This window comes from Streptomyces sp. DSM 41931 (assembly GCF_050271085.1).
In the GTDB taxonomy this organism is placed as follows: Bacteria; Actinomycetota; Actinomycetes; order Streptomycetales; family Streptomycetaceae; genus Streptomyces; species Streptomyces albogriseolus.
Map to the genome: position 1 here is coordinate 2,943,767 of NZ_CP189902.1, position 21,896 is coordinate 2,965,662.

27 protein-coding genes, 2 tRNA genes and 2 pseudogenes are annotated in these 21,896 nt (G+C 66.9%); 9 read left to right on the plus strand and 22 right to left on the minus strand.

From position 1 onward, the window contains the following. Positions 1–60: 60 nt before the first annotated feature. Both ACP7TJ_RS13495 and ACP7TJ_RS13500 read left to right on the plus strand, forming a co-directional pair. The gene (locus ACP7TJ_RS13495; RefSeq protein ID WP_167743382.1) at positions 61–873 is read left to right on the plus strand and encodes an SAM-dependent methyltransferase; all 813 of its coding nucleotides are present in this window, start codon (positions 61–63) and stop codon (positions 871–873) included. A gap of 215 nt (positions 874–1,088) precedes the next feature. Continuing rightward, positions 1,089–1,161 (plus strand) — tRNA-Arg (locus tag ACP7TJ_RS13500). Between the two features lie 108 nt (positions 1,162–1,269). Here the strand turns inward: ACP7TJ_RS13500 and ACP7TJ_RS13505 are convergent. The 18 genes from ACP7TJ_RS13505 to ACP7TJ_RS13590 all read right to left on the minus strand — a co-directional run bounded on the left by ACP7TJ_RS13505 (position 1,270) and on the right by ACP7TJ_RS13590 (position 15,817). After that, positions 1,270–1,398 (minus strand): hypothetical protein, encoded by a 129-nt coding sequence (locus tag ACP7TJ_RS13505; protein ID WP_427763276.1) that lies wholly within the window; start codon positions 1,396–1,398, stop codon positions 1,270–1,272. A gap of 201 nt (positions 1,399–1,599) precedes the next feature. Continuing rightward, positions 1,600–2,175: a hypothetical protein gene (locus ACP7TJ_RS13510; protein WP_427763278.1), complete on the minus strand. Its 576-nt coding sequence runs from the start codon at positions 2,173–2,175 to the stop codon at positions 1,600–1,602. After that, positions 2,172–3,533 carry a tetratricopeptide repeat protein gene (locus ACP7TJ_RS13515; protein WP_427763280.1) on the minus strand — a complete coding sequence of 454 codons (1,362 nt, stop codon included), beginning with the start codon at positions 3,531–3,533 and terminating at the stop codon, positions 2,172–2,174. The genes ACP7TJ_RS13510 and ACP7TJ_RS13515 overlap by 4 nt, the downstream gene beginning before the upstream one ends. A 713-nt stretch (positions 3,534–4,246) precedes the next feature. After that, a complete protein-coding gene (locus tag ACP7TJ_RS13520; protein ID WP_427763281.1) occupies positions 4,247–5,377 on the minus strand; it encodes a tyrosine-type recombinase/integrase in 1,131 nt (376 codons plus the stop codon). Continuing rightward, positions 5,377–5,589, minus strand: coding sequence for a helix-turn-helix domain-containing protein (locus ACP7TJ_RS13525; RefSeq protein ID WP_427763283.1), 213 nt, complete (start codon positions 5,587–5,589; stop codon positions 5,377–5,379). The genes ACP7TJ_RS13520 and ACP7TJ_RS13525 overlap by 1 nt, the downstream gene beginning before the upstream one ends. Further along, the gene (locus ACP7TJ_RS13530) at positions 5,582–6,928 is read right to left on the minus strand and encodes a replication initiator (protein WP_427763285.1); all 1,347 of its coding nucleotides are present in this window, start codon (positions 6,926–6,928) and stop codon (positions 5,582–5,584) included. Before ACP7TJ_RS13530 ends, ACP7TJ_RS13525 begins: the two co-directional genes overlap by 8 nt. Positions 6,929–7,016: 88 nt before the next feature. Continuing rightward, a complete protein-coding gene (locus tag ACP7TJ_RS13535; RefSeq protein ID WP_427763287.1) occupies positions 7,017–7,322 on the minus strand; it encodes a SpdD-like protein in 306 nt (101 codons plus the stop codon). A 20-nt stretch (positions 7,323–7,342) separates the two neighbouring features. Next, positions 7,343–7,498 carry a hypothetical protein gene (locus ACP7TJ_RS13540; protein ID WP_006134826.1) on the minus strand — a complete coding sequence of 52 codons (156 nt, stop codon included), beginning with the start codon at positions 7,496–7,498 and terminating at the stop codon, positions 7,343–7,345. Positions 7,499–7,513: 15 nt separating this feature from the next. After that, on the minus strand, positions 7,514–7,693 hold the full coding sequence (locus ACP7TJ_RS13545; protein ID WP_048456998.1) for a mobile element transfer protein: 180 nt from the start codon (positions 7,691–7,693) through the stop codon (positions 7,514–7,516). Between the two features lie 12 nt (positions 7,694–7,705). Continuing rightward, complete coding sequence (locus tag ACP7TJ_RS13550) at positions 7,706–8,404, minus strand: DUF2637 domain-containing protein (RefSeq protein ID WP_427763289.1); 699 nt, start codon at positions 8,402–8,404, stop codon at positions 7,706–7,708. A gap of 84 nt (positions 8,405–8,488) precedes the next feature. Further along, on the minus strand, positions 8,489–9,844 hold the full coding sequence (locus ACP7TJ_RS13555; RefSeq protein WP_427763291.1) for an FtsK/SpoIIIE domain-containing protein: 1,356 nt from the start codon (positions 9,842–9,844) through the stop codon (positions 8,489–8,491). Positions 9,845–9,849: 5 nt separating this feature from the next. Beyond that, entirely contained in the window at positions 9,850–10,197 is a 348-nt protein-coding gene (locus ACP7TJ_RS13560) for a hypothetical protein (RefSeq protein ID WP_427763293.1), read from the minus strand. Positions 10,198–10,440: 243 nt separating this feature from the next. Then, positions 10,441–10,797, minus strand: coding sequence for a DUF6233 domain-containing protein (locus ACP7TJ_RS13565; protein WP_427763295.1), 357 nt, complete (start codon positions 10,795–10,797; stop codon positions 10,441–10,443). Positions 10,798–10,825: 28 nt separating this feature from the next. After that, the gene (locus ACP7TJ_RS13570) at positions 10,826–11,650 is read right to left on the minus strand and encodes an integrase (protein WP_427763297.1); all 825 of its coding nucleotides are present in this window, start codon (positions 11,648–11,650) and stop codon (positions 10,826–10,828) included. Further along, complete coding sequence (locus tag ACP7TJ_RS13575; protein WP_427763299.1) at positions 11,647–12,498, minus strand: sigma factor-like helix-turn-helix DNA-binding protein; 852 nt, start codon at positions 12,496–12,498, stop codon at positions 11,647–11,649. Before ACP7TJ_RS13575 ends, ACP7TJ_RS13570 begins: the two co-directional genes overlap by 4 nt. Before the next feature lie 175 nt (positions 12,499–12,673). Then, positions 12,674–13,063 (minus strand): ATP-binding protein, encoded by a 390-nt coding sequence (locus ACP7TJ_RS13580; RefSeq protein ID WP_427763301.1) that lies wholly within the window; start codon positions 13,061–13,063, stop codon positions 12,674–12,676. Positions 13,064–13,160: 97 nt separating this feature from the next. Continuing rightward, a complete protein-coding gene (locus tag ACP7TJ_RS13585; RefSeq protein WP_427767355.1) occupies positions 13,161–14,009 on the minus strand; it encodes a helix-turn-helix domain-containing protein in 849 nt (282 codons plus the stop codon). A gap of 386 nt (positions 14,010–14,395) precedes the next feature. Beyond that, positions 14,396–15,817, minus strand: coding sequence for a PIN domain-containing protein (locus tag ACP7TJ_RS13590; RefSeq protein ID WP_427763302.1), 1,422 nt, complete (start codon positions 15,815–15,817; stop codon positions 14,396–14,398). Positions 15,818–16,341: 524 nt separating this feature from the next. Between ACP7TJ_RS13590 and ACP7TJ_RS13595 the strand changes: the two genes are divergently transcribed. Continuing rightward, positions 16,342–16,419: transfer RNA gene (locus tag ACP7TJ_RS13595), tRNA-Arg, on the plus strand. A 68-nt stretch (positions 16,420–16,487) separates the two neighbouring features. On the opposite strand, the pseudogene ACP7TJ_RS13600 reads toward ACP7TJ_RS13595, so the two are convergent. Continuing rightward, positions 16,488–16,574: pseudogene (locus ACP7TJ_RS13600) on the minus strand (tyrosine-type recombinase/integrase); the annotation flags it as partial. Positions 16,575–16,807: 233 nt separating this feature from the next. Here ACP7TJ_RS13600 and ACP7TJ_RS13605 point away from each other — a divergent pair. Further along, positions 16,808–17,452 (plus strand): SMI1/KNR4 family protein, encoded by a 645-nt coding sequence (locus ACP7TJ_RS13605; RefSeq protein WP_313896707.1) that lies wholly within the window; start codon positions 16,808–16,810, stop codon positions 17,450–17,452. A gap of 137 nt (positions 17,453–17,589) precedes the next feature. Here the strand turns inward: ACP7TJ_RS13605 and ACP7TJ_RS13610 are convergent, their stop codons facing one another. Next, the gene (locus ACP7TJ_RS13610; protein WP_176710940.1) at positions 17,590–18,090 is read right to left on the minus strand and encodes a YfbM family protein; all 501 of its coding nucleotides are present in this window, start codon (positions 18,088–18,090) and stop codon (positions 17,590–17,592) included. Between the two features lie 253 nt (positions 18,091–18,343). On the opposite strand from ACP7TJ_RS13610, the gene ACP7TJ_RS13615 reads away from it, so the two are divergent. Beyond that, a complete protein-coding gene (locus tag ACP7TJ_RS13615) occupies positions 18,344–18,808 on the plus strand; it encodes a hypothetical protein (RefSeq protein ID WP_093769268.1) in 465 nt (154 codons plus the stop codon). Between the two features lie 315 nt (positions 18,809–19,123). On the opposite strand, the pseudogene ACP7TJ_RS13620 reads toward ACP7TJ_RS13615, so the two are convergent. Continuing rightward, a pseudogene (locus ACP7TJ_RS13620) lies at positions 19,124–19,258 on the minus strand (YciI family protein); the annotation flags it as partial. 24 nt (positions 19,259–19,282) lie between these two features. Then, positions 19,283–19,660, minus strand: coding sequence for a hypothetical protein (locus ACP7TJ_RS13625; protein WP_228920706.1), 378 nt, complete (start codon positions 19,658–19,660; stop codon positions 19,283–19,285). A 139-nt stretch (positions 19,661–19,799) separates the two neighbouring features. Here ACP7TJ_RS13625 and ACP7TJ_RS13630 point away from each other — a divergent pair, with 139 nt between their 5' ends. From ACP7TJ_RS13630 to ACP7TJ_RS13645, 4 genes are all read left to right on the plus strand, one after another. Next, positions 19,800–20,195, plus strand: coding sequence for a MerR family transcriptional regulator (locus ACP7TJ_RS13630; protein ID WP_387791574.1), 396 nt, complete (start codon positions 19,800–19,802; stop codon positions 20,193–20,195). A gap of 106 nt (positions 20,196–20,301) precedes the next feature. Continuing rightward, the gene (locus ACP7TJ_RS13635) at positions 20,302–21,225 is read left to right on the plus strand and encodes an NADP-dependent oxidoreductase (protein ID WP_425949478.1); all 924 of its coding nucleotides are present in this window, start codon (positions 20,302–20,304) and stop codon (positions 21,223–21,225) included. A gap of 133 nt (positions 21,226–21,358) precedes the next feature. Next, positions 21,359–21,631: a hypothetical protein gene (locus ACP7TJ_RS13640; protein ID WP_427763306.1), complete on the plus strand. Its 273-nt coding sequence runs from the start codon at positions 21,359–21,361 to the stop codon at positions 21,629–21,631. After that, positions 21,628–21,816, plus strand: a complete 189-nt coding sequence (locus ACP7TJ_RS13645; RefSeq protein ID WP_427763308.1) for a hypothetical protein — start codon at positions 21,628–21,630, stop codon at positions 21,814–21,816. The genes ACP7TJ_RS13640 and ACP7TJ_RS13645 overlap by 4 nt, the downstream gene beginning before the upstream one ends. Positions 21,817–21,896 lie beyond the last annotated feature (80 nt).

Here is a 21,896-nt window from a genome sequence, read left to right on the forward strand (position 1 = left end):
ACCCAACTCACCCCGCTAGGTTGCTCCTTGACAGCTGCCGGCCAGCTCTGGGAGGACCTAGTGACGGAGATATCCGCGGCATCGCTCGAGGCGCGCAAGCGCATCAGGACCGACCAGCCGCACACCGCCCGCATCTGGAACTACTGGCTGGGCGGCAAGGACAACTACCCGGTCGACCAGGCCGCCGGCGACCAGATCCGCGCACTGCACCCCGGCATCGGCGACTACGCCCTCGCCGACCGGCAGTTCCTCGGCCGCGCGGTGCGGCACCTGGCCGGACAGTGCGGGATCCGGCAGTTCCTCGACATCGGCACGGGTCTGCCCACCGCCGACAACACCCACGAGGTCGCCCAGCGCGTCGCCCCCGACTCCCGCGTCGTCTACGTCGACAACGACCCCATCGTGCTGGCCCACGCCGAGGCCCTGCTCACCAGCACGCCGGAGGGCAGCACGGCGTACCTCGACGAGGACCTGCGCAACATCGACGCCATCCTCGAACAGGCCGCGAAGACACTGGACTTCGGCAAGCCGGTCGCCCTGGTCCTGCTGGGCGTGGTCATCTTCATCGAGGACGACGAGGAGGCGTACGGGGTGGTGCGCAGCCTGATGGACCGGCTCCCGTCCGGCAGCCACCTGGTCCTCTCCCACACGATCACCCGCCCTGACATGCCGGACGTGGACGCGGCGGTCGCCTTCTGGAACGAGAACGGCACCCCGAAGCTGACGCAGCGGACACCGGGGGCGGTGTCCCGCTTCTTCGAGGGGCTCGAACTGCTGGAGCCGGGCGTGGTCTCCTGCAACCGGTGGCGCCCGGACTCCAGTGAGGTTCCGGCGGAGGTGGCGATGTTCGGAGGGGTGGGGCGGAAGGCCTGAGGCTGCTGGGGAGGGCGGGAGGCCGGGAGGTCGAGGGGTGGGGGGCCGTCGGCGGCCCGAGGCGGCGGCCCGAGGCGGCTCTCCCCTCCCCGTCCCCCACCCGCCCGGACTCCGATCCGGTACCCTGTGGATCGAGCGCCCCGGCGGTCACCGCTGTCCCCGTAACCGGGCCCGCGGCCACCACCCAGGACGCTCACGGCTTGACCGCCGACCACGCCTTCGTAGCTCAGGGGATAGAGCACCGCTCTCCTAAAGCGGGTGTCGCAGGTTCGAATCCTGCCGGGGGCACAGGCAGAAGGGCCAGCTCAGGAGGGGTTCCCTCCCAGGCTGGCCCTTCGTCGTGTTCAAGGTCGTGCCACACGCGTGCCACTAGAGTCCACGCGGAGTCCACGTCCTCTAGCCGGAGACCCCTCCCCCGTCGTCGCGGATCATGGCCCCGAGCCGGTCGGCGATGGCCCGGTCTCGGTCGCTGAGCAGTCGGTAGCGCGGTGCGATGGAGTCGGCGCCGGCGAAGACCTCCGCCACCGTGAGGACCTGCCGCTCGGGTACGTCGCCGCCACCCCAGGCACCGTGAAACAGACGGGGCCCCTGGCGTCCAGGTGGAGCGCGCTATTGAACGAACGACCTGGACGGACAGGGGCCGCGCCTGCTCGGCTCTGCCTGGGTGGCGACGGACGGGATGGGAGCCGGGGTTAGTAGTGGATAAATTTGCAATACGTCAAACTGCTACATGGCAGGAGGTGGCTGCGGCTGCTGTGCTTGGCTAGCGGCGTTCGTTGCTGTATTTGAAGCGCGCGACAGAATCTTCATGTCGTCTGGGTCGCTTCGATGCAGCACGAAAATCTTCGCCAATGCGAGCAAACTTGGACCGCACAGAATAATAGATAGCCAGGGCGCCGAGCCGACGACCGTAATACTCGCCACCAGAAGTGCGATAGAGATTACTGCGCCGACACTTACATTCACAACATGCCGGCGATGGCGCAGTTGCTCGACCTGTGCGACGGCCTCTCGCTCAGCTACCTCGCGTTCAGCCTGTGCCCTCCATTCACTCTCTTCCTTCTGTGCCTGAATTCGATCCTTTTCGAGTTCATAATTCAAGCGAAGGCGGAGAGCGGTCTCTTCTGACCGTAGAGCCCGTTCGGCTTTAGCTGCGGCAAGAGCCGCGCGAAAAATCTCCGGAGGGGCGTCAGCCCACTGCGCAACGAGCCTGTGCGCCTCAACTGCCAAAAGGTTTTCAATCGGCTCAGGCTCTTGCTGCTGCTGCGGAACCGGAAGAGATCCCGCGTCGTCCGTATTCACTCTCGGGTTCCCCCACCGCCACTATTAACGGGTTCGTAGTTGCCTTTACCGGCCACTTCCGGAGGTGGGCCAAGTTTCAGAAACAACGCAATAAGGTCCGAATTCACAGCCTCCCGCGCTTCCCGGGCTAGACGTTGCGCTTCAATCAAGCTTCGAGGGCCTCTTTGCTTTACAGCATCTACGCCCCGACGAGCCCCTCTCGCCTCATGAAGGTCGTGCGCAGCATCTTCAAGAACTTCTGTTACGCGAGCCGCATGGGAAGCGAATAGTTCATCGAGCGAAGGAACGTCAAGATTAACCTCGGACGATGACAAAACATCATCAGAGGGGAGCGTATCGCGTGAACCGCAGGCGCCTTGGGCCTCTGGAGAGCCATCGCCAACAAGGTCGCCGTGTGCAAGTTCCTCGCGAGCCACAGCAGTAGAATATGTGGCCTTTATGCAACCCTCATCGAGAGGGATTTCTGATGATTCACCTTGCCCTTCAGTAAGGAGGTTTGCCTTTTTGAAGATATAGGCAATTTCCGTAGCGGAAAAATTGACGTGAGATTCTTTGATTAGACGGTCCACGCGTTTAAGATCATGCGCGGAGAAGGAAAGGGGGCTGTAAGCTTCCCGGTTTTCCTGATTCAGGAGTTCCCTCAGGGGAATGGAGTGCAAAAAGGAACCATGGCCAGCGGAAGCGTCCAGCAAGCCCTCAATGTTTTCGCTGGCGAGTTCGATGTTTTTCAGATCGGCCATGATTTGTGTTAGTTGTCGCGGTGTGAAGAATCTTCCCCGCTTCCCAACTTCCACTTCCTGAACCGTGTCGAGCGCCCGCTGCCAGACCCCCAGAGCATCCTCGTGGCGGCCGGCGCTGCTCAGAGAACCCGCAAGCCCAACCAGGGTGCGAACCGTGTCGGGGTGGATGGGACCGAAGGTGGTTTCGGACAGGTCGAGCGCCCGCTGCCAGACCCCCAGAGCATCCTCGTGGCGGCCGGCGCTGCTCAGAGAACCCGCAAGCCCAACCAGGGTGCGAACCGTGTCGGGGTGGATGGGACCGAAGGTGGTTTCGGACAGGTCGAGCGCCCGCTGCCAGACCCCCAGAGCATCCTCGTGGCGGCCGGCGCTGCTCAGAGAACCCGCAAGCCCAACCAGGGTGCGAACCGTGTCGGGGTGGATGGGACCGAAGGTGGTTTCGGACAGGTCGAGCGCCCGCTGCCAGACCCCCAGAGCATCCTCGTGGCGGCCGGCGCTGCTCAGAGAACCCGCAAGGTGCTTAAGAGCAGTGACTGCTTGAGGGCTCTCAGAGCCGAACATGCCTTCCGCCTCGGCTAACCCTTGCTTAGCTCGCTGCACAACATCTGGCGTTTCGTCCACTCGCTCACCCCCGAAGGCCATCGTGCCGTACGGCGACTACAAAGTCACCCGCTTCGCTACTGGCAAGTTTGTACCAGTTGTGCTCACTGGCCTGGACGTAGGGCTTCGATTCACCTAGGCCAGCTCCCGAACCGGCCTAAAATGATCGCAGCTTCCTAAATGGCCCGCTGACCAGCTCAACAACCCCCGACGACCTCCCAGCCGAGAGTTCGGGACGAAAGAGGTCACCGGGCCGTCTGTGGGCCGTCAAAGGGGGGCCCGCAGCGGCCAACGACGACCGGCAACGACTGCTTGGCCCCTGGCTGTTGCTGCATGGACGTCTGTCAGTCGAGGTCGCTCCCACGCGGCGTCACTTTCTGCGCAACAAGCTCCAGGAGTGGGAGAAGTACCGCTCCGAGGCGGTGGTTGAGGGTAGCCACCGCGCACCCCAGTACCCGCAACAGCACCTGACGGCAGTTGTTGACGGCAACGTGTGTGCACACTGCCGTACTCAGAAGCCCATCCAAAGACCGCTCGTCCGAATGCGAGGAACGAGAAGCTGATCCCTGAGCACCCCGGAGCAACTCCTAAAGCGGGTGTCGCAGGTTCGAATCCTGCCGGGGGCACAGAGCAAAGGGCCAGCTCAGGAGGGGTTTCCTCCTAGGTTGGCCCTTCGTCGTGTTCGCGGCCGTGCCACACGCGTGCCACTAGAGTTCACGCGGAGTCCACATCCCCTAGCCGGAGGCCCCTCCCCCGCCGTCCCGGATCATGGCCCCGAGTCGGTCGGCGATGGCCCGGTCACGGTCGCTGGTCATGTGCTGATAGATCAACGCGGCCCGGGAGCTGCTGTGCCCCATGCGCGTCATCAGCTCTCGCGTGCTGGCCCCGGCCGTCGAGGCCAGCGTGTTGCCCGTGTGCCGCAGATCGTGGAAGTGCAGCTCGTCCGTGACGCCCGCGGCTTTCCGGGCCTTGACCCAGTCGTCGCGGAAGTTGCTGCGCCGCAGCTGCCCGCCCTGCGGCCCGACGAATACGTGCCCGTCGCGGCCAGGAGCGGCGAAGTGCTCCAGGTGGTGCGTGACCGCGTCGAGCAGTTCGGCCGGGAAGGAGACGGAGCGCACCCCGGCCGCAGACTTCGGCGCCTTGTCGAAGAGCCGGCCGTCCTGCAACTCGGCCTGAGCACGGCGCACGATGACGGTCAGCCCCTCCAGGTCGATATCCCGGCGCCGCAGAGCCGCCAGCTCCCCGAACCGCAGGGTGGTGAAGGCCGCCAGGAACACGAGCAGCCGGTAGCGCGGCGCGATGGAGTCGGCAACGGCGAAGACCTCCGCCACCGTGAGGACCGGCCGCTCGGGCACGTCGTAGCGGTCCGCGCCCTTGATGCGGCACGGGTTGCGCCGGATCAGCTCGTCGTCCACGGCCGTGTTCATCAGGGCGCGCAGCAGCTGGTACGCCTTAACGACCGACGGCTCACCGACGCCGGCCGCCAGGAGCTTTCCGCGCCAGCTTCGCACTCGGGCCGTCGTCACGTCCGCCACGCTCCCGGCCCCGAAGGTGGGCAGGATGTGCAGCCGCATCACCGACTCGCTCCGCTCACGGGTGCGGTCGGCGAGCTTCCGGTCCCGCAGCCACGCGGTGGCGTACTCCTCGAAGTTCACCGCCCCGGCGTCCGGGTCTGACCACTGCCCGCGCGCGATGTCCGATTCGATGTGCGTCAGGGCGACTTGGGCATCGGTCTTGGTCGCGTATGTCTTCTCCGCCGGGCGCAGCTGCCCCGTCTCCGGGTCCCGGTAGCGGACCTGCCAACGGCCGGACGGAAGCTGCCGGACCGAGCCGAAGTTCCGTCGCTTCCCTCTTTTGTTGGCCATCAGGCGGCCCTCCCCAAGGAGCTGCGGCGGTCACCGATCGGATGCACCGTGTTGGCGTCGATGAAGGCGTTCAGTGCGCTCTCCGGGATCCGGACGTGCCGACCGACCTTGACGAACGCGATGCGCCGCTCGGCAATCAGGCGGCGCGGAAAACGTTCCGTGGTGCCGAGGAGTTCGGCCACCTGTGCCACGGTCAGGTAACGGTCAGCCATGAGTCGGTTCTCCTTCCGGTGAAGTAGCGGAGTTGCGAGAGGTGGCGAGCCAGGTCTCTGCGGCGGTGAGTCCGGTGCCGGCGAAGCGCCAGTGGGAGAGAACGAGCACGGTGTCCGGGTCGGGCAGCGGATGGCCGGCCTCGGCCGCGCGTTCGCGGGTGAGGGCTTCGTTGTGGTCGGCGCGTTCCTGGCGGAGGGCGCCGAGGGTGACGGAGTAGGCGCGGGATTTGGTGGAGAAGTGGCCGCGGAAGCCGAGCATGTGGGCCCACTTGCGCAGGCGCAGGTCTTCCAGCTCGGGGAGCGCCCCGAGGTGCCAGCAGGTGAGGATCATGCGCCGGGCGTGGTCGCTGACGCCGGAGCCGATCAGGTCCGTGATCGGATTGCGGATAGGCCGGTCGAGGGTGCCCGCCGTCTCGGCTCCCTTGGTGGCGTACTTGGCGATGTAGGCGGCCACGGCGCGGCTGGACAGTTCCGAGCTGCCTGCGAAGTCGGCCGAGCGGATGGGGCGGATGTCGAGCTGGTCGCCGAAGCGGAAGGTGTACGCGCGGCTGTCGAGGACCGGACCGGGTGCCTCGGCTTCCCTGGCCGCCCAGCGGATCGCATCGGTGAGGAGTTCGGTCGTGGCCCAGGCCGGCGGGGCGTCCTCGGCGCCGTCCGGGCCGTCGAGGCGGATGACGGCGTGGAAGTGGACGGCACCGCGCCGCTGGTACTCGGCGACCTTGGCGTAGGAGACCTTGAGGCAGTGCCGTAGCGCCGAACGGCTCAGGCCCGCGCGGGAGGCGAGGTGCTGGCGCAGGTAGGTGGTGAAGCGGCCCCAGAGCTTCCCCGCGTGGGCGTTCCACAGGACGGCCGCGCGGTAGTCGTATCGGTCCGGGTCCAGGGGCGTGCCGAGGGCGGGGTCGTCGTCCGGGTGAAGGCGTCCGCAGCGGCACCGGCCACCGCCGGGGCGGTTGTGCACGGGGCCGAAGGACGGTGCGGTGAAGGTGGCGAAGACACGCGGGTGTTGGGCCACGGCCGGGCCGATGCCTTTGCCGCCGCTCAGACCGGCCGTGACGAGGTGGAAGGTGTCTTTGCGGTACACCTCGGCGCAGGATGCGCACCGGGTGGCGCGGCGGTTGTTGCAGCGGATGAGGAGCTGTCTGACCGGGAGGTCGCGGTCGGCGACTTCCCGGACGATCTCCCCGGTGGCGGCGTGGACGTCGAGCCGGTGGCCCTCCATTCGGATGGGCCGCTCGCAGCCGCCGAGGCACTGGATCTGGTGGGCGTAGGCGCTGAGGTCGCCGTGCCGGGCGAGTGCTGCCAGCTGGCGGATAGCTGTGGTCGGAGCCGCAGGAGTCATGGGCGGGGTCCTCCTTGCATGGGCTTGCGGTTGGTTTTGTCGAGGGGACTAGACAGCGTGAGAAGACCGAGAGGCCGGGGCGGTGGTGTCAGCGTCGGGCGACGACGGAGCGGATGGCGACGGCGCACACGGCCAGAGACGTGGCGGTGAGGGCGACGGCGAGAAGCATGGAAACCAGGACGGTGCCGACGACCAGGACAACGGCGGTGCCACCGCCGACCAGGGCGAGCACGGTGCCCGGCGTGAGCTGGACGACCGAACGGTTCGGGGCCGGGGTGGCGGCTGTCGACGCCCGGGCCGGGGCGTGCGGCGTGATGGTGGTCGGTTCGGCGACTGCGGGCGTGGTGGTCAGGGCGGTGGGCTGCGGCATGGTCGGGACCTTCGGTCGGAACATGAGCGGTCTCCATTCGCGGGTCACTTGAGGGCGGGGTCGATGACAGGGGCGAGCAGGCTGTCGGCGAGGAGGTAGCCGCCGAGGAGCAGTACGGCGATGAGCCACCAGGGCGGGCGGATGAGCTTGACGCCGAGGACGCCGACGACGAGCAGGGCGAGCCAGAGCGGAACGTCCATGTCGGTGGTCTCCTGTCAGGCCGGGCAGCGGTGGGTACGGGCGGCGAGGTCGGCGGCGGCACGGCTGTCGTACTCGGCGGAGAAGTCGCAGCGGGGAGCGGTGCAGGCGGCCAGGTGGCGGTTCCGGCCGCGTTCGACGTAGGAGGCGACGTTGACGGGGCCGATGCGTCGGAGGTTGCGGAAACGGCGGTTCACGGTGGGCTCCTCTCAGAGGTGTGCGGCGACGGATGCGGTCATGGACGGGGGCAGGCCGAGCCGAGTGCGGACGGCGTCGGGGTCGGCGGGGCGGCCGGTGGCCGAACGGTGTTCCTCGGCCAAGGCCCGGGCGCGGTCGACGAGGGCGGGCGGCAGGGCGACGGCTGGAGCAGGCGCCGGGGCGGGAGCGGTGGCCGGTGCAGCAGCAGGCTCGGGAGCCGGTTCGGGATCGGCGCTGTACGGAACCTTGTGATCGGGCCCCTCCATGTCGGACGAACCGCCGTCAGGAGCCGTAGCGGCGTCCGTCGCGGGAGAGGCGGCGGGCTCTTCCTCGGTGTGCGGAGCGTGGGCCAGCAGCGTGCCGCCGAAGAAGGCGACAGCGGGCCAGCCCGCGACCGTCACGCGGAGCCAGGCGGGTACGTCGTCCAGGTCGAGGAGGCCGGCCGTGGCGACGTTGGCGCCGAGGGACGCGGCCAGGGCTACGAGGAACCACAGGCGCGGACCGCCGGCCGCCCGGCCCGCTCGCTGTGACTGGCGCATCCGACGCCAGGCGGCGACCAGGAGCAGGTCGACACTCACGGGATAGGCCCACGCCTTCCAGCCGTCCTGTCCGGCCGCCGCGGCGACGTCGTGTAGGTGGGAGAAGGACAGGGCACCGGCGATGACGGCCTGCACGATCACGGCGTCCACGCGGGCCAAGTGGGCACGCATCGGCTCGGGCTCCTTCGGTTTGGGCATGGCAGGGGTAGGGACTTGGCGTGAGGCGGTCACGCCGGCCGTTGGAGGGAAGTGCGGCTACCCGGTCACCGGGCGCGTGGCGGGCTGTGCGACGGGAGCAGTGGAAGGCTGCGGCACCACGGGGCGGAAGGTGTCCAGGCGGGGCAGTTCCGGAATCAGGCCCGAAGTGTCGCGGCAGACGGCCGCCGCATTGTCGAGGGTGAGGTGCGGGGAGCGGACGCGGGACCAGCCGCCGGAGGAGTCACCGACGACCGCGACGCCGGGTCGTTCGGCCGGGATTCGGGTGGCCGCCAGCGCTGCTTCCGGTGCGATGTCGCCGAGGGCCATGTTGGCGGATGTCTCGTCGTTGACGCGGTGGCAGACCCGACCGGTGAGCTGGGCGCGGAGCATGGTGGCGCCCTTGCCGAGTTCAGCGCCGAAGCGCTGCCCGCACACCTCCAGATAGATACCGGCCGCGCGTCCGAGCTGGGCGAGGCGGATGAGCTTGGTGACCATGGCGTCTCGCCGCTTCTCGTCGTCCTTGCTCGCGGCGAGGAAGAGTTCGGCGACCTCGTCGACGACGACCACGACCGGCACCGGCCGCGCCTTCTCCGGCAGGCCCCAGACGTCCGAGGTGAGCACGGCATCCGGACCGGCCCCGCCCCTCATGCCGATGAGGCGGAAGCGTGCCTCCATCTCGTCCACCAGAACGTCAAGGAGGTCGTTCGCACGGTCCGGCGTATCGGCGAGCGCCGACAACCGGGGTCCAAACGGCGCCAGTTCGACGCCCCATTTGCAGTCGATGCCGATGAGTGCGACGGGTTGCCGGGCCAGCCCGCAGAGCAGGTTCCGCAGGTACACGGACTTACCCGACTGCGTTGCGCCGAGGATGAGTTCGTGCGGCACGGTGCGGAAGTCCCGGACGTGCCAGTGTCCGTCCTCACGCAGTGCCAGGGGCAGGGTCAGCGATTCGGTCCGCAGCCGCCGACGAGGGGGCCGGACGTCGGCGAGGACGTCCCAGCCGACCAACCGCAGCTCCAGCCTTCCCGGCTTGGTGGGCCGGACGTGCACGGCGTGCACACCCCAGGCGTGCCGTAGCCGGTCAGCCGAAGCGTTGAAATCTTCGGGTGCCTGGCCGGCCGCCATGCGCAGCCGCATCACGAGTCCGGACCCGGTCGGCAGTGGCAGCGACCGACGAGGCGGTACGGGAGCGGCCTGTCGTCCCACCATCCGGGCGGTGGCCCGGCGCATGGCAGAGGCGGGCACCGTCAGGCCGCAGGCGTCCATGGTGGCCCGGTACGTGGCGAGCACCCGCAGCGTCACGGCCGGATACCCGACCAGCCACCAGAACAGGACCGGCAGTCGACGGCGTACAACGGCCAGCGCAGCCGCCACCAGCAGCGCTAACAGCAGAATCCACAGGGCGTCGGTCATGGCGCTCAGCCCTGCACCGCGGCCGGGGTGTCGACCATGACTGCGTCCGCCCGGTAGGCGATGCCGTGCCGAGTACGGCCGCCGAACTCGCTTTCCCAGGGCCGGGCGACAAGGCCGGACAGGAACACCGGTGCGCCCATGGCCAGTCCTTCGCCGATGCCCTTCTCGGGCACGGTGACCTTGATCATGTCCGAGCCGCCCTGGGCGATGAACACCAGCTCCATGACCATGAGCCGGTCGTTGGTGACCGGGTCCACGGCCACCTCGCCGGTCTGCCGGTTCCTCACCTTGACCTCGGGGAGCTTGGTGACCAGGAGAGTGGCGGACGAGGTGTCCACGGGGATGACACGCATTCTGTACCTCACTTGATTCGGGCGTCCTCGTGGACGCCGAGCCGTTGAATACCCCCCTAGACAGCACAGGGAGGCGACCACCCCAACTGTCTAGGGGGGTTGACGCCTACCGTAAACCGACGCCCCGTCAACTGTCTAGGGGGGTATACGAGCGTGTCGCGCGAGCGTCGATGGGACCACCCGATCTCGCAGCGGCCAGTGACACCATTCGGGAGCCCCTCGCCCGCTTTCAGACCACCACCGTCACGAGTTGTCGAGCAGGCCCAGCGCCGTATCCGGGCGGCAGTGCACGCACGCCGGCACGCCATGCCGCAAAGCTTCAACCACCTGCTCGCGGGACGCGGGACGACACCGGCCCGACTTCGTCGCTGCCCAGCAGTCCCCGGCATGGACGGCGTCCACGTTCCTCCGGTTGAGCCCGTACTGGAGCAGCCAGTCCGGAGGCGGCGGCCGCATCTCCTCACCTCGGCGCCGCTCGGCCTCACGCCGCTCCTCGTCCGCGATCCACCCGTCGAGTTGCCGCACGGCGGCCGTCGCCTGCTGCACGACCACACGGCGCGCGAAGCGCAGCAGCTCCAGTCGGGACGGTTGGTCGCTCACACGTTCGATTCTATGGTTGGGTGTGCGGCTACGACGAGGGCACCCAGTGGAGAACCGTGGCGTCGTCCCTCGCCTTTCCGCGAGGCCATCGCTGCCCGTCGGGATCGCCGTTCTCCGCTTCCCGTACACGGCGGATGAGTTCGTCCGGGCCGGCAGACGCGAGCACGTCCAGCACGTCCGTCCAGTCGGCGAGGCCGAACCGGTCGACGAGTCGTGTCGCGCCGTCGCTCAGCAGGGTCACGGACGCCAGCGACTCCAGCGGCACCGTTCCGGTGAGGGCGTGCTCGGCTGCCCGCGGTTCGGGGCCTGCGATCCAGAAGCCGCCCGGCCGGTTACGGAGTCCCGTCAGGTCGTCGCGGTACTGGGCCAGGGCGGCAGCGTGCTCGGGCGTGCCGGTGGGCAGTCGGTCGACCGACGCACGGAGTTGCTTTCCGACCTGGTCCAGGCGGTCGTCGGTGACAGCGGTCGTCTTCCCGTCCTGACCGGCGAGGAGGAGGGTCGAGTCGCCGAGGACGAGGTACTCCAGCGCTCCCCCGCCGACTCGGACCGCGACGACCGTGCTGGTCGGGCTGGCCCGGTAGGCCAGATCGCACGTGTCCTCGTGCAGGGATCGAACGCCGCGGATCGCGCCGGCGAGACAGTCGGCGAGCGGCCGGGCGGGATCTCCAGCGATGTTGCCCAGCAGCAGTCCGCCCAACGTCGAGGAGAACCACGCGATGCCGTGCACGCATCCGGTCTCGGCCCCGGCGACGCCGGCACCGTCGAGGAGGACGGCCGCGCCGGGGGCGACGGCCGCGAAGTCCTCGTTCTGCTGGTTGAGTTCGGCGGGCAGCGTGCCGAGGGCGACGTTCACGCAGTCGTCTCCTCGTCGTGCAGGTAGAGGGGGCAGAGGAGTTCGGCGGATTGCGGCTCTTCGGTCTCGGGGTCGTATTCGACACTCACCAGGGTGGAGAAGTGCCGCTCCCCCACCTGTCCCCACAGCGTGCTGAGGTCGGAGGTGAGCAGGTGGACGACGCCGAGGGAGCCTGCCGTGTGGATGCCGGCGATGGCCAGCACCGAGCCGTTGCCGTTCGGGCGAGGCAGTCGGCCCAGGTATCCGACGTCGTGCGGACGGCTCGGCTCGAGGTCCGCGCCTGCGTGGTACGCCGTGCCGGTGCGCCGGTCCACCAGCGCCCAGGGCTCGCCCTCCGGATGTTCCCAGGCGAGTACCGGGTCCTGGGCGTACAGGTCGCGCATGGCCTGGGACATGCCCGGCCCGCAGACGACGACCAGGCCGTCACGGTTGAGGTCGACCTCGCCGCTCACCTGCACGTGGCCGGAGCTGACGTCGAGCCCGTACGACTTCGCAAGCTCCTCCAGCCGCTTGCCGGAGTTCATGTCGGCCATGGCGACGACCGGGCGCTTCTTCGTGTCGTCCCACCGGAGCGGTGTCACCACCGTGACGGAGCCCGTCCCGAGGAAGGCTCCCTCAGGTGCCGGGCCGGTGTGCCGGATCTGATGGATACGCCCGCGGCTCAGGCCGGCCTTCTCGGCGATCTGCGCGTAGGACATTCCTTGCGCGTGGAGGTCCTGAACCACGCGACGGCGGAGCCGGGCGAGTTCGGTCACCTCCTGCTGCGCAGCGGCCAGCCTCGTGGTGACCTCACGCAGGAGCAGGTACGGATCATCGATCGCCATGATCCGCTGCAACTCGTCCGACATGACCACACCTCCCAGAAGTACCCAGGAGTCTAGGGCCCTAGACGGAATGGGTGGGAGGCGCCGTCCCGTACGACTTTCAACGACGAAGAAGCGCGACCTCCGCCGAGGCACACCCCGAGGAGTCACCCGTCACCGCCGGCACGGCAACAGCCGCCCATCAGCGACCGGCACCCGATCACGCGCCCTCCCAGGCCAGCTCCGCCCACACGGAACGCCCGTCGGGCCAGTTCTTCACACCCCAGCCCTTCGCACAGGCCGCGATCAGCCGCAGCCCGCGCCCGCCCTCTTCTTGGCTGGTCACATCGCACAGGTGCGGGACCCGTTCGCCGCCCTGGTCGACCACCTCGATACGGACGAAGCCGTCACCGAAGCCGACGACCACGAGGAACCAACCGCCTTCCGCCCCGCTCAGCGAGTGACGAACGGCGTTGGTGGCCAGTTCGCTGACAACCAGGGTGGCGTCATCCACCGGCCCCTTCTCGGCGACTAAGGCAGCGACGAAGTGACGGGCCTGGGCCACTTGTTCGGCCAGACCCGGGAAGGCGCGGCACCACTTAGTACGCATGGCAAGCTCCTTGTCTGCGTCTAGGGGACTAGACAGTGCGACGGCAGGCTATGCCCACAGGAAGCCAGCACGCTAGGCATGTAGAGGAATTATTCCTCTAAGGGGTGACCGTGTCACCCAGCTCGCGGAACTCCTTCATCACCCGCAACAACAGCTCACGTACCTCGTCCCCGAAGACGGCTGCCCCATGGAAGCGGTCGAAGGTCTCCTCGTACGCAGCCACCTCGGCGGAGTCGACCGACACCCGCTCACCGGTGAACGCCTCAATCACGACAGCCTGCTCGTCGCACAGAGTGAATCCGTGACGAGGCAGAAGCGGCACCGAGCGACGCCACGGGATGACGCCGAGCCGCACGGTGCTCAGGCTCTCGACGGCGAGCAGCCGGTCGAGCTGGGCCAGCATCAGCGCCGGCGTGCCCGGCCAGGTCCGCAGCACGGCCTCCGTCAGCACGAACACCGACTCGCGCCCCGGCTCGTACAACACGCTCTGCCGCTCCACACGGGCAGCGACAGCCCGACCGACCACCTCAGAGGTCGAGTCCGGCGCGCTCTCGAAAACATGCCGGGCATACTCCGCGCTCTGGAGCAGGGCAGGCAGAACGACGCACTGGAAGGACCGCACCGACCGAGCACCGCGGACCGCATCATCAACGACGAGCCCAACGGGCAGCCCCGCAGGTTCGGAATCGGTGGCGATCACAGACTCAACAGCGACGAGCAGGTCATGGACTTCCCCGGCCGCCGACTCATCGAGGTTGAGTGCTCGGCACAGCCGGTCCAACACATCGACACTGGGAACCATGCGCCCTGTCTCCACCTTCGAGACCGTCGGCTGACCAACGCCAGCCCGCTGAGCCAGAGCAGCACCCGTCAGACCAGCCTCCGCACGCAGAGCCCGAAGACGTGCCCCAAGCACCCGCATCCGCTCGCGCCGTTCACTCCCCATACCCAGGGTTCTACACCACGAGCCGACAGCGACCTGGCGCAAGAGCAGCATCAACAGCCGCCAGTGTGAGTGTGATTCAAAGTCTCTCTACTGGTTCAAGGCGGCTCGCTCCGCTCACCGCGCGCGGCCCGGCCCCCGGCCGGGCCTGCGCTCCTGTCTCCGCCCCGCTCCAGCCCGGCCGGCGCCCGTGCCGCGCGCATAGCAATCAGCCACCTGATGTCAGAGAAGGGATACGTTGTAGCTGGGGCAGTCGGCTCCACGGCTTTAGGCAGCCAGTTTGACGCGAGCCTCGAAGATCATGGCCCAAAATCGGGCACTAACGGGTAGGCTCACAAACCTGCCCGATCCGGGGGCTAGCGGAATGGGCCATGATCACTGAGGTTTTCTCAGTGAATGTCCAACGCCTTCCGTAGTGCGCTGATCTGCATTTCCAGATCATGCACCGAGGCTGCTGTAGCGACAAGCCGCTGTCGCCCTTCCTGGGCTTCCTTGACTAGACGATCACGCTCTTCGTCTGACGCGCTAGGATCTATGCCACGCGCCGCTCTTTCGCTTACAACAACCATTTCTTTCGCCATGTCGCGCTCTCTGCGAGCAGCCTGAAGCAGCCCTTTGAGTTCGAACAACTCATCTACCAGAGCGCGATATTGGTTGGGTTCCCCCTCGCGTTCAGGGGCCGAATCCTCCGATTCCTCTGCTGCATTTTGAACCATGCTAACGAAATGTTGGAAGCGATCGAAGCAGGCTGCTGGAATCGCGATAGCGACATCACCGCCCCTGGTGCGCCGACGCGTTCGCATGGCCTTGAGAAGTCGGCGCGTTTCTTCAGCCGCTAGTTCGTCTTCTGCGCTCAGTGAGCCATCGGAAGGGGTATCAAAGTCGTCATAGCGGGCGACGATGGCATTGTAGAGGCGTCTGAAGTGTGCGATGGGGAGGACGACCGAAACGGAGCTTTGTGAAAGAGCATCACGCACGTTCTTCGCCTGTTGCATGGTCGACTGGCTTACGGACGCCCCCAGTACCTCCTTCGCCATGCCGAGGAATTGCGGGAGTTGAGTCATCAGAAGATCTTGAGCGCAACGTTCTCTGAACTCCGCGAGGAGCTCAGGACGTGCCCCGACTACGAGGCCTGCCTCCTTTTTGACCCAGTCGTCCTTGATGTCATTCGTGACCAGCAAGACAGGCGTTTGCCGCAGCGCGGCTTCCCTCAGTAGCTGCTCCCAAACGAAGTAGTCTCCATGCGCGTTCTCGGTCTTACCCGCATCCCGGTAACCAGGAGGAACTTGTTCAGCAACCCGCTCCTGAAAAGAGGAAATCAGAGCACTGCTATCTTCATCGGAGAAGGGGTCGCCTGTTTTACCGTCCAAAATCCGAGCGAGGGATGAAAGAACTGGGTCGTTGCGAACGACCTTCGCCAGCGATAGGTCAAACGCGTCGGAGTGACGTCGCACCTCCGCCTCAACTCTATTGAAGGCTTCCTCAATAGGGTCCGTCAGCAGCCTTTTATCGTCGTCACCCATGGAGCATCTTTTTGCTAAAGTTCGCACCTCCTGCAAGGCCTTATTGCGGAGCGTCGATAGAGTGTCGGGTACTGTACTGTAAAGATCGAGGTGTTCACGCACAGCAGTGAACCGGCGCTTGTGATATTCACTCACCACTTGATGAGGGACCCACAAACGCTGACCCAGTTGTTCCAGCACGTCTAGTAGTTCATTGCGCGCCTGAGGCGTAAATCGATACAATTCCAGCAAAACGTTCGTATCTAGCACGATAAGATAACTTTTGACGGCTTCCTTGTAGTCCTCCACAGGTCGAGCCCAAAGTCCATCGAAGCCAGCAAGAAACGTCGACACAGCACACCCCCACTCCAGCGATCAGGTTATCCGAGTACGTGCACTCTTGGTTGGTCCTTGGAGGTGCGGTCTGGCGGTCTGCGGTAGGAGCGACAGGAGGCTCGACTAACCGTCGGTACCACTTCACGCGGTCGTCCATCCCGTCGGCAGGACCGGATCCGGCAGACCGCAGCAGACCCGGCCGCGTCGCGCGCCTAGAACCGTCCGCGAACGATCGCAGCTTCCCAAGCTGAGGGCTCAGGCACCGTCAGCACGTGCCGGCCGTCATGGCTTGCTCTGGTCGACGACACTGGCAGCGTGGTGGAGGCCGGTGGGGGTGCAGCGAGGCACACGCGCGCCTGGTCGGTTGGCGCACTCGCCATCGTGGCGGGCTGTCGTCGGCTGAGGTTCGTGCCACAACCGTGCCAAATGCAGGGGTCAGCCACGGGCAACACCGGTGTGTCATGGTCGAGTAGCCGCTCGCTTCCTCGCCCGGTGAAGCCGCAGCTCAACCGGAAGATCACCCAGCCTCTCTCCTAAAGCGGGTGTCGCAGGTTCGAATCCTGCCGGGGGCACCAGGGAGAAGGCCCCGGACCGATCATGGTCCGGGGTTTTTGACATCCACTTCTGACATCAACGGCGTCGGTCACTGACGACCGGGACGCCGCTTCCTGAGCAGCCGGTCCATGTGGCTCATGGCCTCCCGCTGCGTGTCCTGCACGACGTGCGGATGCTCCGCTACGTCGTCGAGCAGACCTTCGCCCTCCTCCACCAGTTCAAACGCCTCGCCGTCCGCTGGGAACGCCGCACCGAACTCCACAATGCCTTTGCCTCCCTCGCCTGCAGCCTCATCTGCTGGAGACGCCTCAAGAAGACCAGCCACGATCGCGCCACAAGCTCTGAGCACGGGCATCGATGAAGGGTGAGCAGCCCTCGAGACCGCGGCCACATGCGACAATCCGTCCCGTGTCGCAGGAGCTCTCGCGTTGGTACAGAGGTCGTCTGGCAGGCGGACCGTTCAGAACGTTCGACCCAGGCGAGTGCACCGCACTTGAGCAGGAGCTCGGGCTGCCCCTGCCACCCGCGTACCGCTCCTTCCTGGCAGCCGCCGGCGGGGAGAGACTGGATTACTCGGTCCGCCTCCCGGCCTGTGAACCAGAACCGATCCAGAGCTTCGACAGCCTTCATCAGTTGGGCCGTGACGACGCCGGTGAGTACGGCTGGGGCACTCTTCTGGGCGAGTACCGGCGCAGTCGCGACGGGTGGCTCGCCGAGAACGTGCCGTTGACCGGCCTGCTGCCCATTGCCCGCAACGGCGGCAGCGACGTCCTCTTCCTGGACCTGAACCCGGCCAGTCATGGCCAACTTCATGCGTTCGTCCACGCCATCGCCTGGCCGGGGTATCTGGGCGACCACGTCTTCACGAAGGTCGCGGACGACTTCGACGCCTACCTCGACAGCCTGTTCATCGATCCCGATACGGCGGAGGATGCCTGGGCGGACGTCGCCGGAAGCGATCCCTCGGATCCCTGGCGGAGGACAGTCGAGGAATGGCTGGACAAGGAACTGCCGGCCTGGCGTGCCGAAGCCTGGGCCACCCCTTTGACCTGAAGACGCTCCCCCAGGGCGCTTTCCTCAGCTCCCCGTAGCCCAGGCAGCCGACTCCAGCACGCTTGGCGTACGCAACGTTTCGACGAGAGCCTGACTTCAGCTTCCCAAGCTGAGGTCTCATCGCCGTCGGTGGCCCGTCAGTCCAGCCAGACAAGCATCGCGTCGTCCACCCTGGCAGCAGCCTCGAAGAACTGTGTGAGGCCGCCGTACCAAGGGCGCCCCCATTCCAGTGAGCCGAGCTCACTCCATCCAAGGGGATAGACCTCGGCGCTGGTCAGTTCGGCAGGATCCACGCCACTGACGAGCTGGTCATAGCTCGTAGCCCGCAGAGTTTCCGCCGCAAGCCGGACCCGCTCAGGCCGCAGGTACTTCGGAGGTCCGTACCCCCAGTCCTCGTCCTCGGCGAACGGCTCCTCACCGTGGATCACGTTCACGGGAAACTCGGCGCGCGACAGAAGGAAGCGGAGCATGTCCCAGGTCTTGTACGTGCTGAAGTGACGCGCCTCGGCCGGCGCCGGCTCCGCCTCCTCCTCGGCGTCCTGAGCCTCTTCGACGAAGCCCAAAGCCCAGTCGGGGTCTTGGATCGCTCGCTCAAGCTCAGCCGCCGTGACACGTAGGTACTCACCGATCATGCTCATGGCCGGACGCTAGGCGAGGCCACTGACAACGGCCGTCGGACGGGCCCGTCTCAGTTTCCGTCTCATTCAGCCCGGTTCACCGACGTTCAGCCGAGACCGGCAGCCGATCCCAGCCTGGTGACGAGCCCTCGATGAACGCAGATGAAAGCCCCTGCACACTGCCCACCACCCCATCAGCACAGTTGGAAAGCGTGTTGGCATCGGAGTTGGGTTACGGCCTGCGGAGGACGGCGATGCGTGATCAGCTTGGGACGTGGAGACCATCATTGCCAGCGGCATAGCAGTCCTAGGGACGCTGCTTGGTTCGGGGATCACCCTGGCGTTCCAGCAGCGCACCACCGACAGGAGCCACCAGTTCACCCGCCGCGAGAAGCTCCGGCAGGAACGACTCGATGCCTACTCTGCCTACGCCGGCGCGCTGGTCAACTACCGCCGCTGCCTCGTTCACCTCTGGTTCTGCGAGCACGAACAGCCACCACCGGAGGACCCCGACACAGTGCGGATCCGCGCCTATGACCTGCGCTCCAGCGCCCAAGAGGCGCTGTTCCGAGTGCAGATGCTCACCGATGACGAGACGCTGAGCCGGGCCGCTGAGGACGTACTCACAGACGTTACGGCGTTGTCCAAGACAGACAGCAGAACGGAACTTGACGATGCCAGGGTACGGACCCGTGACGACATCAGCCGACTCGTCGGAGTAGCCAGGCAGCACCTGTGAAGTACTTGCATTCGCGCCGGTTCGTTGATCCCCACACCGACAGTGACCGCACCACAAGCGCACCAGATCGAGCGGGGAACAGCGGGGAATCACGGTGAAAGCAGTTGAGCCCCCCCGGGACCACGAACCGGACGTTCAAGCAGGTCGGCGCCCACAACAGGTCCTCGATGCACGCAGCTTCCCAAGCTGAGGGCTCGGGCTTTGGTCACGGGCCGGCCGTTCGACGGCAACGGCAGCGTGGCTGAGGCCGGTGGGGGTGCAGCGAGGTATACGCGCGCCTGGTCGGTCAGCTGACTCGTGGTCGTAGCTGACTGTCGTCGGCTGAGGTTCAGACGGAAGCGGCCCGTACGCGATCAGCTCGTCCCGGTCGGCCGGCACGGTGAGGTCGACGGCCTGCCCGGAGCCGAGGCCGAGCACCAGGTAGCAGTTGCCGCCGGTCCGGCCGCCGGGGGGCGAGATAACCCCTCACCCTGATCAGGGTCGTCCGGTGCCGGTATCAGCCTTGTGGAGCATCTGGGCCAACAGCAGGGCGCCTCCGGTCGCTGCCCCTACCGCTCCCGCCGCCAGGAAACCGCGAGAGGAACGCCAGGACAGCACCGACCACCGCGACTGCGCGGAAAACAACGATCCTGTACTCAGCCACGACCCGGTTGAGATCAGCGACAGGGCGGAACCGATCGAGCCGACCGACAGGGCGCTTCCGATCGAGCCCACGGACAAGGCCGAACCGACGGACCCCACGGACAGCACAGATCCCACTGAACCGATCGACAACACGGAGTCCTGTGACCACAAGGACAGCACTGAACCAGAGGAGGCGCGTCGGACTGACCGTACGGACGGTTTTGTCATGGGGCCATCCTGCCCGCTAATCGCTCTGTCGTGGGCGGTTGTGGGCACGTCGGCGGAGCAGCCGCTCCTGGCCTCGCGGCCGATGGGCGTCTTGCAGGACGACGCAGACGAACGTGCTCAGTTGCGTAGGCTCTCAAGGATGCGGATAGGCGAGTTGTCCAAGCGCACGGGCGTGAGTCCGCGCTCACTCCGGTACTACGAAGAGCAGGGCCTGCTGACCAGCTCACGCTCCGACGCGGGGCAGCGTCACTATCCCGATACCGCGGTCCAGCGCGTGTTCCTCATCCGACAGTTGTTCGACGCGGGTATGTCCAGCAGGGTGATCGCGACCGTGCTGCCGTGTGTGGACGTCCCGGGTGACCTGGGCGTCGCCGAGGAGACGTTCACGGCGATGATGCGCGAGCGCGACCGGATCGACGCCGACATCGCGCACCTGATCGAGGCCCGGGATGCGCTCGACGTGCTGATCAGGGCCAACAGCCGCCACCGGGCGGAGCTGTCCACGGCCCCGGAACCGGTGGCACCGTCGACCTGATGCTGTGATCTACGTCTCAGCCGGTTGCCCCTCACATCAATGTCAGAGGTGAGGATGGCGACAAGGACCGGAATCACCGGGTCGGTCATACGAGAGGCGGCGGACGATGGGGCAGGCGTGGGGTTTCGGCAGGTATGGCGGGCCCGAGGTGCAGGAGTTCTTCGATCGTCCCGATCCTGTCCCCGGTCGCGGTGAGGTGCTGATCCGGGTCGACGTCGCCGGGGTGAATCCCCTCGACCACCTTCTGCGCTCGGGTCTGGTCGACGGGCTCGACGGCGGACGTCCGTTTCCCCGCGTGCTGGGCATGGAGGCAGCCGGAACCGTTCTCGCCCGAGGCGAGGACGTCAACGGGCTGGAGGTGGGTGACGCGGTCTTCGGCTTCGCACTCACCGGTGGCGGCACCTACGCCGAGACGACGGTGCTGTCCGCGCCGAACACCGCGCGCATCCCGGAGGGTCTGTCCGCCACCGTCGCGGCAACGCTGCCAGTGGCCGGGACGACCGCGGTGGACGTGCTCGACCAGCTCAGCCTCCCGGCAGGTGCCACGGTCCTGGTCAACGGAGTCGGGGGCGGGGTCGGCCTCGCCGTCGCCCGGCTGGCTGTCGGGCGCGAGCTGCGTGTGATCGGCACCGGCAGTACCGCCAAACGCGAGCACGCCGAGGCCATCGGGGTGCGGTTCATCGACTACACCGCCGAGGACGTCGCCGCCGCGGCACGCGAGCTGGTTCCGGACGGCTTCGACGGGATCGTCGACCTGGCCGGAGGCGCCTCGCTGCGGACGGTCGCTCCGCTGGCCCAGGATCCCCGCAACGTCATCGCCGTGGGTGATATGTCCGTGACCGATCTCGGCGGGCGTTTCGTCGAGCGTCGCGTCGACCGCGAGAACCTGGAGCGGTCGGCCCGGCTGGCCCTCGACGGACTCCTCGCACCCGTCATCACCGCGACCCATCCGCTCTCCGACGCCCCGGCCGCCCTCGCCACCGTCGAGAACGGTCACGCCTCGGGCAAGGTCGTCATCAAGGTGGCATGAGAAGTGCCCGGCCGTCCGACGCTGTCGACCGCCACTGCGGACTGATAGGAACACCCGCCCCATGAGTGACCATTCGCTCTCGCCTGCTTGGCTGACCTCGTGGGCGAGCAGGGTCTCGGAGACTCTGAAGACAATGACAGACGAGTTCGAGCGCCGGCACGGCTTCCCCCCAGGAGCCAATGAGGTCCGGCCGGCCGACCACGACGACCAGGCCGCGGCTCGCACGCTTGCCCAAGTCGGCATCGTCCCTGCCGACCTGGTCACCTTCTACGGCACCATCGGCGACGTCACGTGGGCGGACGTCGGCAACGGCTACTTCGTCGACCCGGCGGGTGATGTCCTTCTACGGTTCAACAGTACGGCACTGTCGATCTCGGCGCGGACAGGAAGGTCGGCGGCCTGGTGATCGGCTCGAACGGCGGCGGCCTGTCCTATGTCGCCGGCCCTGGCGGAGTGATCCACCGGACGCGAACGGCGTCGCTGGACGAACCGGAGCTCGACCGGGTGGCTGATGATCTGCGGCAGTTTCTCGAGCTGCTGGAGCGGTCCCTGAATCGGTTCGTGGCCAACGGCGAGCCGGGATGCCTGTAGGGCCAGAAGCCGAGCTGCGGGCCGGCCCTTCGTCGCATCCTCCTCGTGGGCCACGGCTAACATGCGGGTCGCGGCGGGCG

What these genes read in the sequence shown, in the direction of transcription:
- ACP7TJ_RS13530 (WP_427763285.1), bottom strand. Translation starts at nt 6,928, where the DNA reads ATGACTCCTGCGGCTCCGACCACAGCTATCCGCCAGCTGGCAGCACTC.
- ACP7TJ_RS13555 (WP_427763291.1), bottom strand. Translation starts at nt 9,844, where the DNA reads ATGACCGACGCCCTGTGGATTCTGCTGTTAGCGCTGCTGGTGGCGGCT.
- ACP7TJ_RS13640 (WP_427763306.1), top strand. Translation starts at nt 21,359, where the DNA reads ATGACAGACGAGTTCGAGCGCCGGCACGGCTTCCCCCCAGGAGCCAAT.
- ACP7TJ_RS13580 (WP_427763301.1), bottom strand. Translation starts at nt 13,063, where the DNA reads ATGCGTACTAAGTGGTGCCGCGCCTTCCCGGGTCTGGCCGAACAAGTG.
- ACP7TJ_RS13535 (WP_427763287.1), bottom strand. Translation starts at nt 7,322, where the DNA reads ATGTTCCGACCGAAGGTCCCGACCATGCCGCAGCCCACCGCCCTGACC.
- ACP7TJ_RS13550 (WP_427763289.1), bottom strand. Translation starts at nt 8,404, where the DNA reads ATGCGTGCCCACTTGGCCCGCGTGGACGCCGTGATCGTGCAGGCCGTC.
- ACP7TJ_RS13520 (WP_427763281.1), bottom strand. Translation starts at nt 5,377, where the DNA reads ATGGCCAACAAAAGAGGGAAGCGACGGAACTTCGGCTCGGTCCGGCAG.
- ACP7TJ_RS13575 (WP_427763299.1), bottom strand. Translation starts at nt 12,498, where the DNA reads ATGTCGGACGAGTTGCAGCGGATCATGGCGATCGATGATCCGTACCTG.
- ACP7TJ_RS13540 (WP_006134826.1), bottom strand. Translation starts at nt 7,498, where the DNA reads ATGGACGTTCCGCTCTGGCTCGCCCTGCTCGTCGTCGGCGTCCTCGGC.
- ACP7TJ_RS13525 (WP_427763283.1), bottom strand. Translation starts at nt 5,589, where the DNA reads ATGGCTGACCGTTACCTGACCGTGGCACAGGTGGCCGAACTCCTCGGC.
- ACP7TJ_RS13625 (WP_228920706.1), bottom strand. Translation starts at nt 19,660, where the DNA reads ATGACAAAACCGTCCGTACGGTCAGTCCGACGCGCCTCCTCTGGTTCA.
- ACP7TJ_RS13610 (WP_176710940.1), bottom strand. Translation starts at nt 18,090, where the DNA reads ATGAGCATGATCGGTGAGTACCTACGTGTCACGGCGGCTGAGCTTGAG.
- ACP7TJ_RS13585 (WP_427767355.1), bottom strand. Translation starts at nt 14,009, where the DNA reads ATGGGGAGTGAACGGCGCGAGCGGATGCGGGTGCTTGGGGCACGTCTT.
- ACP7TJ_RS13630 (WP_387791574.1), top strand. Translation starts at nt 19,800, where the DNA reads ATGCGGATAGGCGAGTTGTCCAAGCGCACGGGCGTGAGTCCGCGCTCA.
- ACP7TJ_RS13560 (WP_427763293.1), bottom strand. Translation starts at nt 10,197, where the DNA reads ATGCGTGTCATCCCCGTGGACACCTCGTCCGCCACTCTCCTGGTCACC.
- ACP7TJ_RS13635 (WP_425949478.1), top strand. Translation starts at nt 20,302, where the DNA reads ATGGGGCAGGCGTGGGGTTTCGGCAGGTATGGCGGGCCCGAGGTGCAG.